This window comes from Bacteroides sp. 1_1_14 (assembly GCF_000162515.1).
Lineage (GTDB): Bacteria > Bacteroidota > Bacteroidia > Bacteroidales > Bacteroidaceae > Bacteroides > Bacteroides thetaiotaomicron.
Genome location: NZ_GG774719.1, coordinates 4,619 through 17,678 on the forward strand (window position 1 = coordinate 4,619; position 13,060 = coordinate 17,678).

Annotated in this window: 7 protein-coding genes and 1 pseudogene; 7 read left to right on the plus strand and 1 reads right to left on the minus strand. The window is 41.2% G+C overall.

All coding sequences use genetic code 11. The features are described from left to right. Positions 1 to 120: 120 nt before the first annotated feature. The 6 genes and pseudogenes from HMPREF9007_RS00560 to HMPREF9007_RS00535 all read left to right on the plus strand — a co-directional run. Positions 121 to 732: pseudogene (locus tag HMPREF9007_RS00560) on the plus strand (DUF1793 domain-containing protein); the annotation flags it as partial. A 20-nt stretch (positions 733 to 752) separates the two neighbouring features. After that, positions 753 to 2,060 (plus strand): IPT/TIG domain-containing protein, encoded by a 1,308-nt coding sequence (locus HMPREF9007_RS00555; RefSeq protein ID WP_008763859.1) that lies wholly within the window; start codon positions 753 to 755, stop codon positions 2,058 to 2,060. A gap of 19 nt (positions 2,061 to 2,079) precedes the next feature. Beyond that, entirely contained in the window at positions 2,080 to 5,187 is a 3,108-nt protein-coding gene (locus HMPREF9007_RS00550; RefSeq protein WP_008763860.1) for a TonB-dependent receptor, read from the plus strand. Between the two features lie 21 nt (positions 5,188 to 5,208). Further along, entirely contained in the window at positions 5,209 to 7,200 is a 1,992-nt protein-coding gene (locus tag HMPREF9007_RS00545) for a RagB/SusD family nutrient uptake outer membrane protein (protein WP_008763861.1), read from the plus strand. A 26-nt stretch (positions 7,201 to 7,226) separates the two neighbouring features. Further along, a complete protein-coding gene (locus tag HMPREF9007_RS00540; protein ID WP_008763862.1) occupies positions 7,227 to 8,234 on the plus strand; it encodes a DUF4973 domain-containing protein in 1,008 nt (335 codons plus the stop codon). A 219-nt stretch (positions 8,235 to 8,453) separates the two neighbouring features. Beyond that, positions 8,454 to 11,036, plus strand: coding sequence for a hypothetical protein (locus HMPREF9007_RS00535; protein ID WP_008763863.1), 2,583 nt, complete (start codon positions 8,454 to 8,456; stop codon positions 11,034 to 11,036). A gap of 134 nt (positions 11,037 to 11,170) precedes the next feature. On the opposite strand, the gene HMPREF9007_RS00530 is transcribed toward HMPREF9007_RS00535, so the two are convergent. Further along, the gene (locus HMPREF9007_RS00530; protein ID WP_008763864.1) at positions 11,171 to 12,520 is read right to left on the minus strand and encodes an ATP-binding protein; all 1,350 of its coding nucleotides are present in this window, start codon (positions 12,518 to 12,520) and stop codon (positions 11,171 to 11,173) included. A gap of 341 nt (positions 12,521 to 12,861) precedes the next feature. Here HMPREF9007_RS00530 and HMPREF9007_RS27340 point away from each other — a divergent pair. Then, a partial coding sequence (locus HMPREF9007_RS27340; protein WP_165000550.1) for a DUF1793 domain-containing protein occupies positions 12,862 to 13,060 on the plus strand: 199 nt, incomplete at its 3' end.

The following is a 13,060-nucleotide window of genomic DNA, read 5'->3' on the forward strand; positions in this document are numbered from 1 at the left end:
ATAATTCTTTTCTTTCTGTAACTTATTTATTCATGTATAATACATAGAATTACAATACAAACGCAATACAATTCAATCATAATCCATTAATTAATAGGATGTTAATGTGTTTGCGGGTCGTTTGGACAGGACCCGGAGAACCAATTATGCACGGATGACTTCGCCGGTCATTGGGCCCATAATGCCAATCTTTCAGTAAAAGCGATCATGGGTGTAGCCGGATATAGCGAAATGGCGCATATGCTTGGTTTATATGATGTTGCAGAGAAATATGCAGGTATAGCCAAGAAAATGGCGGTGAAATGGGAAGAAATGGCAAATGAAGGTGATCATTACCGTCTGGCATTCGACCGTGAGAATACCTGGAGTCAGAAATATAATATGATTTGGGACAAGATGTGGAATCTGAATTTGTTCCCCAATAATGTAATCGACAAGGAAGTAAGTTACTATTTGACAAAACAGAATCCTTACGGATTGCCATTGGACTCCCGCAAAGAGTATACAAAGTCTGACTGGATTATGTGGACAGCTGCTATGTCTTCAGATTTAGAAACTTTCAAGAAATTCATAGATCCACTCTATAAATATATCAATGAAACTACTTCACGGGTACCTATCAGTGATTGGCATCACACAGACAGTGGTGAATGGGTTGGGTTTAAAGCGCGTTCGGTTATTGGAGGATACTGGATGAAAGTACTAATGGATAAACAATCGGAACAATATTAATTATTTAATATCTATATTTTATGTATAAAAACACATTAAAGAAAAAAGGGCATTGGGGACTTTTGTTAGTTCTGATGTCACTAATCCTTTGCTTTAGTTGCAAAGATGATGATGGAGCGACAGAATATGACCCGTCAAAACCTGTGAATTATGAGCGCTTTTCTCCTGAAAAAGGAGGTTCGACTACTCAGTTAGTTATAACAGGATCCAACTTTGGGAATGACACAACTTTAGTAAAAGTAAAGATTGGTAATCGTATGGCAAAAGTAGTAGGTGTATCACCTACAAAGATTTATGCAGTAGTAAGAGCTCGATCTGTTGATGAAAGTGGTGAAACTCCGATTAGCGTAACAATCGGCGAGAATGAGCCCTATACTTTTGAACAGAAATTTAACTATGAATTGACTCAAATGGTATCAACGTTAGCCGGATCGGGTGCTGAAGGTCAAGAAGACTCGGATGCTCCTACAAAAGCAACTTTTAAAGATGTAGCCTATTTGTTGATTGATAATGATGGAACAATTTATATACTGGAAGAGAACAACTCCCTGCGCAAATTAGAGGCAAGCGGTAAAGTCTCTACAGTATTTGCCAGTACCGGATATCGTAAACGCGCTATCGACTTTTCTATAACCGGAGACACAATGCTTATGGCCCGAGATGATAATATGGAAAACCCGGCTGTTCATTATATGCTTCGTGATGATGCGTTTGGTCGTCCACGGACATATATGAGAGGCGTAACAGACCAATGTAATACTGTCTCTGTCAACCCCATAGACGGATATGTATTTTGGAATAAGTTTGGTGATGGCACTATGTATTACTGCCCGCCTAGCAATCCGAACGCCTATAAGAAAGTGAATGGGATACACTCTGATAATAGTTTTGAGACGTATAGTTGCTGGAGTAAAGACGGCAGAACATTCGCCCGTATTATCCGCAATAAACACATTATCTACAAGCGTACATATGATCCTGTAAAACATGAGTTTGTAGGGGATGAAACTCTTTGGGCAGGAAAATATGAGAAAGCAGAATTTGCCAATGGTATAGGTGAAGAAGCACGATTTAACCAGCCTTGTCAAGGTGTATTTGATGAAGATGGCAATCTCTATGTATCCGACCGTGACAACAACTGCATTCGCAAAATTACGCCAGATGGTAATGTTACCATTTATGCTGGAAACCGTTCTGAAGGTTTGGTCAATGGATTACCTTTAAAATCGTCTTTCAGACGTCCGGAAGGCTTAACCCGTTCGAAAGACGGGGTCATTTATGTAGCTGACCACGACAATCATGTTATCCGCAAAATCGTAGTTGAATAATGAAAAACAGCATACAATTATGAATCATATAAAAAGAATAATATTCTCTACTCTGTTGTTAATGATAGGCTTCACAGTCTCATTTGCTCAACAAGTAACCCAACAACAGAAAACTGTAACCGGAACGATCAAGGATGCGACTGGTGAAGCGTTGATTGGCGCATCTGTTATCGTCAAGAATCAACCGGGACTAGGTACAATTAGTGATGTGGATGGACATTTCTCTATCAAAGCAAATAATTATGACGTTCTTGTGATCTCCTATGTAGGATTTGAAGATAAAGAAATTCCTATTCAGGGAAAAACCAAGCTGGACAACATCGTATTGAAAGAAGAATCCAACAAGATAGATGAAGTCGTTATTGTCGGTGGTAACAAAGTACAGCGTAAGATAACCCAGACTGGTGCTATCACCACGATCTCACCTGAACGCCTGAAAGGTATTGCCTCCGGTAACATGACTAATGCACTGGCAGGAAATGTTCCGGGTATTATTGCACAGCAGACTTCCGGTGAACCAGGCAACAATATGTCTGAGTTCTGGATTCGCGGAATCAGTACCTTTGGAGCTAATGCTTCCGCTTTAGTACTTGTGGATGGTATCGAACGTAATTTCAATGAATTGAACGTTGAAGATATTGAATCATTCTCGGTGTTGAAAGATGCTTCTGCTACCGCTATTTATGGTCAACGTGGTGCAAATGGTGTTGTATTGGTCAATACCAAACGCGGTAAAGCCGGTAAGGTCAGAATTGATTTTAAAGGTGAGTATGGTGTGTTGGCCCATACAAAAATGCCAAGTTATGTAGACGGTGTGACGTATGCACAATTAATGAATGAAGCCAAGATGTCCCGTTTTCAAGATCCGACATATTCTGATGAGGAGATCGATATCCTGCGCTACGGACTAGACCCGGATCTCTATCCAAATGTAAACTGGAGAGATTATGTAATGCATAAAACTTCCCCAAGCTATAAGGCAACGCTGAATATCAGTGGTGGTGGCAGCACGGCACGCTATTACATTTCAGGAAGCTACTACGATGAACAAGGAGTATATAAAACACGTGACTACAACTCTTACAATACCAACGTAAATTATAAGCGCTACAACTATCGTGCCAATGTGGATGTAAACATCACCAAGTCAACAGTTGTAGAATTGGGTATCGGCGGATGGCTGGCAATGCACAATTCTCCGACAACAGACAGCGATAAAATTTGGAAATCATTATCTGCACTGGTACCTCTGCGTGTACCAATCGTATACTCTAACGGTTTAGTACCGACTTACGGAACAGGTGATTTCTTAAATCCCGATGCTGTAATTAACCGGGTAGGATACAAAGAGCGTTCGGAAAGCAAGATGGAAACTAATGTGTCTTTGAAACAAGATTTGAATTTCATCACTAAAGGACTTACTTTTACCGGTCGGTTTGCTTTTGATACATATGCCGATCAGAACTTATACCGCACGAAATCTCCTAATTTGTTCCATGCAGAACCTCAACGTGACAGCAATGGTGACCTTGTCATGAGAAATGTATCTTCTGCAAAACCACTCGCACAAACTTCTGACAACAACGGAACCAGACGTTTCTATACAGAGGCTTCTTTGAATTACGAACGTATGTTTAAAGAAAACCACCGTATCACGGGGATGCTGCTTTACTATCAGGAAGAAGTATCATATACTAATAATGTGGGCGAAGATATCAAAAAAGGTATTCCTAAACGGCATATGGCACTCTCCGGTCGCTTGACTTATGGCTATCAAGACCGTTATTTAATTGAAGGAAACTTTGGTTATACTGGTTCTGAGAACTTCCAGAAAGATCATCGCTTTGGATGGTTCCCGGCAGTTTCTTTAGGATGGGTGGTATCTGAAGAACCTTTCATTAAGAAACATTGGGCTTCCTGGATGGATATGTTTAAAATCAGAGCTTCTTACGGTATTGTAGGTAACGACCAGATTGGTAAAGACGATGAAGCCAGATTCCCTTTCATTACTTCTATCGGAACAGTAAACGGTTTCGCTTTTGGTGAGTCAGGTTCCAATTTTATTGGTGGCTATGGCATCTCTGTATTGGGAGCCAATCGCCTGACTTGGGAAAAGGCAATCAAATATGACATCGGTATTGACTTAAGTCTATGGAACGGACTTTTCACGCTGACTGCCGATATTTATAAAGACCGACGGGAAGACATCTTCCTGCAACGTGGCAACATCCCATATACAGTAGGTGTGGAACAGATGAAGCCGTGGGCAAATATTGGTGTCATGGAGTCGAAAGGTGTGGATGGCAATTTTGCCGTATATAAGAAAGTTGGAGATGTAGACGTAACACTTCGTGCAAATATGACATATGCTATCAACGAAGTGATCGACCATGATGAAGCAGCCAATGTTTTACCTTACAAAATGACAAAAGGCTATCGTCATAACCAATGCCGTGGTCTGATTGCCGAAGGACTTTTCGCTAATCAGGAAGAAATAGATAATAGCCCTAAACAAACATTTGGCACTGTATTGCCCGGAGATATTAAATATAGAGATGTGAACGGTGATGGTATTATTGATGAAAATGACGAAGTGCCATTGGGATATACCAATACCCCTAACCTCACATATGGTTTTGGCGGAAGTGCTGTTTGGAGAGATTGGGATATTAACATCTTGTTCCAGGGTTCGGGTAAAAGTTCCTTCTTCCTGTCAGGATACTCTCGTCCATTCTCCGGTGGTGAAAGTGGTAATGTCTTGACATATGTTGCTGACCAGGAAAATCGCTGGACTTCACACGAAATATCCGGTACATACGACACGGAAAGAACCGATGCCCTGTTCCCTCGTTTGACATATGGTAAAAATGAGAATAATGACAGAAACTCTACTCACTGGTTACGTGATTCCCGCTATTTGCGTTTGAAGACCTTAGAAGTAGGCTATACACTGCCTAAAACGTTATCACGCAAATGGTTTATTGAGAAGGCACGTTTCTATTTCCTTGGAAATAACCTGTTGGTGTTCAGTCCGTTTAAATGGTGGGATCCGGAGAATGGAAGTGGTGACGGTGTAAATTATCCGATCACAAAAACATTCACCGTAGGTGTACAACTTTCTTTCTGATACATTTTAATAATGAAAAATATGAAGAAAATAATATATTCAGCAATTCTCGGTTTCGGACTATCACTGGCTTCTTGCGCCGACTATCTGGACACCGACAAATATTTCAATGACACATTGACTTTTGACTCATTGTGGGTCAACAAAAACTACACGGAAGGATGGCTAGCCAATACTTACCTTTCCGTATGGGGTAGTAACAGCAGAAAAGACGTCCGGAAAATGGATTGCGGACCTCTGTTTTGGGCAGATGATTTAATCTTCGGCGACTGGTTGTCACGCGACTATAAGAATCAGATCTTTCAGAACGGAGAATACACGGCACGCAACCAGCATGCCAACGACCCTTGGGGAGTTTATTATCAAGGTATCCGTACCGCTTCCCTATTTATAATGAACGTCGACAAATGTCTGGAAATGTCCCAAAGCGAACGGGATGACGCTAAAGCACAGGCTCGTTTTGTCCGGGCATATATATACTATAAGTTAATCGAACGTTATGGTCCTGTACCCATTATGCCGGAAGAAGGTCTGGATGTAGAAAAACCATATGACGAACTGGGTACACCACGTAATACAATGGACGAATGCGTCGACTTCCTGTGCAATGAACTGTCTCAGGCTGCCGCCTCACTGCCCGAAACACGTAATAAGAGCAATCTGATTCGTGCTACAAAAGGTCTGGCACTGTCTATCCGTGCTAAAATCTTAATTTTAGCTGCCAGCCCGTTGTTTAACAGTGAAGATACCCCTATTTATAATCTAAAGAATGACAAAGGGGAACTATTGATTACTCCGGGGTACTCTGAAGAGAAATGGGCGAAAGCTGCCGCAGCGGCCAAAGAGGTTATTGACCTGGGAGTTTATGAGCTCTTTACCGTGAAGAAAACAGCTTCAACGATTGAACCTCCTCAGCGCATGGGCTATTCGGATGCGAATTTCCCTCAGGGATGGGCCGATATTGATCCTTATCAGTCATATACACAGTTGTTTGACGGAAATAAAAGACTGGGACAGATCAGTGAGATGATTTGGGCGAACGACAATAATAATAATATTTATGAATTGATAGAACACAGTCTTCCCCGTTATGTGAAAGCCTGGAACTGTATCGCTGTCACTCAAAAACAAGTAGATGCTTATCAGATGTGTGATGGCCGGGATATTACAAACTCATCGTCAGAATACCCTTATCGGACAGAAGGTTTTTACGATGCAAGTAACCCCAACCAGATCAAATGTGACTATGTGCAGGATGATGTTTCTATGCGTTATGTACACCGTGAACCTCGCTTCTATGCTTCTATCGGTTACAACGGAACCGTATGGGGATGTACCAGTGCTACTGAAGGAGGAACGACCTATCACAACTACCGTGCCCAATACTACAAAGGTAAACCGGACGGAAAGAACCTCTCGGAGATAGAGTTCCACCCGTTGACCGGCTATACGCTTCGCAAGTATTATTATGAAGAAGATGCAGTGAAACTACAAGGTGCAAAAGTCTGCGATAAATACGAACCAATTGTGCGTTATGCTGAAGTTCTGTTATGGTATGCTGAAGCTATGAATCATCTGACGGTAAATGAATATGATATAGCAGATTATACGGGAACGAAGACAGTGCACGTAAGTCGCAACATCGAAGAGATGCACAACTGCATTCGCCCTATCCGTGTACGTGTAGGATTGCCTGACTTTGACGATCAGATATATAAAGATGAGAAAGCTTTCGATACAGCCTTGAAACACGAACGTCAGGTAGAATTCTTTGGAGAGGCTAAACGTTACTATGACTTGAACCGGTGGTTGGATGCTATGGTAGAACAGAATATGCCTATTCGGGGATGTAACATGGATATGAGTGACGCTGAAGGACAAAAACAACGTTTTTACACTCCTGTGATTATTTCTTCTATGCCGAAATCATTCGTAGAGAGACAGTACTTATGGCCATTGCCGGGAGCAGAACTAGACAGAAATGTTCATCTGACTCAGAATCCAGGTTGGTAATCATTGTAGATTTAATTTAGAGAAATATGAAGAAGATATTTATATATGCCGCCGTATTGTTTGGAATATGCTCTTTCACTTCATGTGATAACAACATAGCCGACGAACAGTTTACCAAAATGGTCTTACTGACCAAAAATGGGGTACAAGACTATAACATTGAGTTCACCGGTGAGGGACAGGTCGAATTGAAGTTACCCATTTCTATTAACGGAACTTCAAAAAATGACAGAGACGTAACTGTACGCCTTATAGAAGATGCAGATACGTTGAAAGATTACAATTTTGAACGTTTCCGTAATCGTACAGCTCTATATTATGTACTTCCATCGGAAAAAATGTATTCTTTTCCGGCAGGACCAGAGATAACGATAAAAAGTGGAAGTGATTACGCTGTTTTCCCGCTAACTCTCAATCTGAAGGAATTTGATTTGTATAGCAACTATATTTTACCGCTGCAGATAGAGAACGTCTCCACCTACCAAATGGCCTGGAGTAAATATACAAAGTTATTGATGAGATTGAATGTCAGCAATTTCTTCTCAGGCAATTACAATGTAGACGGCAGAGTATGGGAAGAGAGCTATCCGGATCAGAAATTACCTATTTCTTCTACAGTTTTGCGTGCCTTGACTGCCGATCAGTGTTACCTTTATGCGGGTAACGTGACAGATAGTGATGAGGACCGGGCAGGATATTCGTTGACAGTCAAAGTCGATAAAAACAGTTATGAAGACTCGGTTAATGATGAAACTGGCGCAGAAATCCGTAAATACACAGTTGTTACGATCGGCTCTAAAAATGCGGACAAAAACATTAAAGATGAAAGCAACGGTAAAAGCTGGGTTGAAATCTCAAGAACTGCCGACCCTGTTAACAACAATCTGGAGAATGTAGTAACTAAGGTGTATCTTCATTATTCATACATGAATTTGCGTGATGCCGAATACCCTGTCAAGATGATTTTTGAAGGAACACTTACACGCTCAGAAAGTATTGATATCAGAACAGAAGAAGAAGCTACTTCTCATTGATAGGAAGCAACACAAAAAAGGAAGCTGTCTCTTTCTCAGAGGCAGCTTTCTTTATACTTGTGCCACGCCTTTGGCACAACTGTGCCAGTTCGTTGGCACAGCTATGCCAAGCGCTTGGCACAGTCGTGCCAAAGGTGTGGCACGAACATGGCACTATATTCTCTACCCTTAGGGTCACCTGTACTTACTATTCTGATCACATTAAATAAGAATACAATCATGTATACCAAACAATTCTTAGTCTGTTTCTTAGGGATAATCTTAATATGTACGGCACATTCACGGGCAGGAGTACCACCCGCCGAAGATACATTTAATCATTATCTGGACCAGGCACTCTCTTTTGCCAAAGCTTATCCACGAGAGAAAGCGTATCTGCACTTTGATAATACAAGCTATTATGTGGGTGACACAATTTGGTTCAAAGCTTATGTCACATTGTCCGAAGGGCTCCTGCCTACGCCTATCAGCCGCCCGCTGTATGTCGAATTAGCAGACCAGACAGGACATATCGTTGAAAAACAAATCATTAAAATCACTGACGGCGAAGGGCACGGACAATTCATTCTTCCTGCTTCTTCCATCCTATCCGGCTATTATGAAATACGTGCATTTACCCGCTGGATGCTGGGATTTGATGAGCAGACATATTTCTCGCGAACTTTTCCTGTCTACCTCGCCTCAAAGGGAGAAAAACCGGAACGCAGCATTACCACTTATCAGCTGAACCCATCGATGCAGCAACGTCCGGAAAAGAAAGAGAAATTCACCCTTCGCTTTTTTCCGGAAGGAGGACAACTGGTAAAAGCCGTACCTACTCAGGTTGCCTTTAAAGCAGAAAGCAGTACGGAGGCGAACGTAAAAATGGAGGGTACCATTTGCAATGCCAACGGAAATAAAATTGGCACGCTGCAAACTTTGCACGATGGAATGGGCCGTTTTGAATATACACCCGATGAGAAATCGGCCATAGCCAAAGTGACTTACAAAGGAAAACAATATCAATTCAAGCTACCCGAAGCACTTCCGGCAGGCTATGTTCTGAACGTTACCAACAAACCGGGAGGACTAGCCATACAAGTATTCTGCAATAATGAGACCCCGCGCGACACACTTGCCGTATTTATGAGCCATCAAGGGCAGCCTTTTGCCTATCAGCTGATAAGTTGCACAGCAGAAGCACCCGGCACATTCCTGATACGAACGAAAGACATACCAGCAGGGGTATTGCAAATCAGTTTGATAAACCGAGAGGGAGCAACTCTCTGTACCCGATTCAGCTTTGTTACTCCCAAGTCTCAACTGCGGATTACCACTGCCGGATTGAAACCCGTCTACACGCCCTATGCACCGATTCAGTGCCAACTTCGCGTTACTGACGCGGCAGGACGGCCGATAGAAACGAATCTTTCCGTTTCTATTCGCGATGCGGTGCGTTCTGACTATCTGGAGTATGACAATAATATCTATACGGATTTATTGCTAACTTCCGATTTAAAGGGATATATTCATCAACCGGGTTATTATTTTGCAGGTATTTCTCTCCAGAAGCAGGCTGAACTGGATATACTGCTCATGGTTCATGGCTGGCGCAAATATGATATGAGCCAACTGATCGGTACTAAGTCTTTCTCACCACTTCAAACTCCTGAAACAAAGCTGATTCTTCATGGTCAGGTAAAATCTCTTGTACAGAAGAATGAGTTGAAGGATATTGCTGTCAGTGTAATGGCAAAAACAGACTCTGTGATTATTGCCGGAAGCACAGTGACGAACGGGAAAGGCCATTTCGAAATACCGGTAGAAGATTTTGAAAATACAATGGAAGCTATTTTTCAAACAAAGAGAGAAGGGAAAGACAGGAAGAAAATGGCTTCAATTCTGATTGACCGTAATTTTAGTCCCAACCTCCGTTCTTATGAATATACCGAATGGAATCCGCAATGGAAAGATGTCAGCAAATGGCTACAGAACACCCAACAGACCGACTCGCTCTATTTGGACTCTATCCGGCAAGTAGATAACCTTCATCTGCTAAATACGGTTGAGGTAGTAGCGAAACGAAGGAAGAATGCCACTATGGAGACTCATATCTACCAGCAAAGTCTGGATACTTACTATGATATCCGCCAGTCTGTAGACCGGCTACGGGACGAAGGAAAGGAAATCTATACCTTACCGGAGTTGTTTGAAAAGCTAACTCCTTTCTTCCGATGGAACAAGCAGGACGACACATACAGCTACAAGCAGAAACCCATCTGTTTTTTTCTGGGAGGCCGTATGTTGACGTCTATCGAGGCAACATCCATAATGACCGAAGTAGATGGGCTGCAATCCATTTATATCTGTGAAGGGGCAAATGCATTCAGTGCCGGGGCGTTTAAAGACGCTCAAGTTTCATCTCTGGAAAATGGACCGCGCGACTTCGATCACGAAGAGAGAGTGAACGTGACCGAACTCAGTAAGTATGCAGTATTTTATCTTACAGCATTGCCCTTGCGGGATATTGCCAACAAGCAGCAACAGGCTGCACGGGGTACCCGCCAGACGATCATTCAGGGATATAACCGCCCGTTGGAGTTTTACTCTCCTATTTATAAGGATACCGATGCATTCCCCCCAGTCCAACCAGATCAAAGACGGACTCTTTACTGGAATCCTTCTGTCCGGACAGACAGTGAGGGGAAAGCAACCATCGAATGTTATAACAGTAATTACTCCGCTCCATTAATTATTAGTGCAGAAACAATCAGCAATGGAGTCACCGGTACGCTGACTTATTCTACTTTGGAACATCAGTAGCCGGTTGAGTCCGTCATTGCGGTTAAAAGTATCTTTAGTACTACAACAATGTCTGAACTCTTGGGCAATCAAGAATTAAGGAATTACGAGCAAAGAGGCTTCATGACATTAATCATGAAGCCTCTTTATTATATTTACATATCTTTCAATCCCAAAACTTGTGTCTCAATATCATATTTAGACATTTCTTTTTGTTTTAAATGTTCCACTTTCTCCATGAAAACAGTATGGCTATAGTTGTTCTCAGGAACTCGTTTAACTTCAGCAATAAGAGCTTTCTTACCACTGGATTTAAGAGCAACAATATCTATTTCATAAGAATTTATTCGTTGTTTGCCAATAGAACTTTTTGTTTCCCACCAAGAGCCTATTTCCTTGAAACCTCCGGTCTCTGCCAATTTCTGTTTGAAGTATTTCTCTAACACCCTACCCGAATAGGTCGGATAATCAGCTTTTGCTAATTGTCTCAGATCATCAAAATTTTGTAATTCAATATAAGAGCGATTCTGCTCAATATATTTAAACCAGAAATTCAAGAAATTATCACCAATAACATATCGTACATTTTTCTTAGTTCCGGGTTTTGCAAAAATAGGACGCTCCCGGGTTATTAAATTGTATACATTCTCCAGTTTGCTTAAATAACCTCCGATAGCTGTACCGCCCAATGCCGATTCTATCTCGCCTTGCGTATAATGCCCGTTGGCGATTTCTGACAAAATGGAAAAATAGGTACCATAGTTTTTTCCAAACTCAGTTATCAACAAATTACGTCCTTCATCTATAAACAAGGAGTTTTCCGAAAAGACAAAGTCATACATCTTATCTATAGTAAGCGCTTGGTTATCACAAAACAACTCTACATATTTAGGGATTCCTCCTGTCAATGTGTATAAAGCTAATAAGTCATCATTACTATATCCGGAAGCGAGATCCTCCATTATTTGTTTCAGGACACCGATCTTAAAAGCACGCAGACATAAAATATTGTCAGCACGCCCAAATAGGGGTTCATTATGATCTGTGAATATTTTCTGCATTAAGGAGTACACAGAGCCGCTGATGACTAAGTTTATTTTAGTTTCTTGTTTATACTCATCCCAAAGATTCTGCATATCACTAAAAACATCAGGTCGGATATTATAAAACTCTTGAAATTCATCTATGACGATATTAAAAGCACGTGTTTTACCAACTTCAAAAAGATATTGCATCAGATTGGTAAAAGTAGGTATCCCTTCAGGAACGAATATTGATAGAGTTTCACGTGCTATCTTTACAAAATCAGTAACTAATATGCTTTCAGCTTTTCTTCCAATGAATAAATAAACTGTAGGCGTTCCTTTCAAAGCCTCTTTTATGAGACTGGTTTTACCAATGCGTCTACGTCCTGTGACCACAATCATTCTGGAATTTTGAGTAAATGCAAGCTCTTGCACACGTTTCAATTCCGCAACTTCTTTTTCTCTATTATAGAATTTCATAATGATGATTTGTTTTCTCAACGGCCATTGACTCAACCGCTGTTGCGAAAATACAAAATAAATTGAGAACAATCAATTTTAGCATGCAAATTATGAATGTTTCATCCTATATTATAATTCTTTAAGTAATGCAGATTAAGTTCCCAATTCCGTTATAACATATCTTTCTATATGTCCAAACTTATTTATAACATAGGGGTATATGAAACGGGCTAGAGGAGATAATGTAAATTTGTTGACATAGCACTATTGATAAATAGCATAAAGATTGAGTTAGGACAACACAAATACAATACGTTTCCGGATTAAAGCATTGATAATATGTCGTTTACAAACTAGTTATACGGTTTGGACAGGACCCGGAGAACCAATTATGCACGGATGACTTCGCCGGTCATTGGGCCCATAATGCCAATCTTTCGGTTAAAGCGATCATGGGTGTAGCCGGATATAGCGAAATGGCGCATATGCTTGGTTTATATGATGTTGCAGAGAAATATGCAGGTATAGCCAAGAAAATGGCGGTGAAATGGGAAGAAA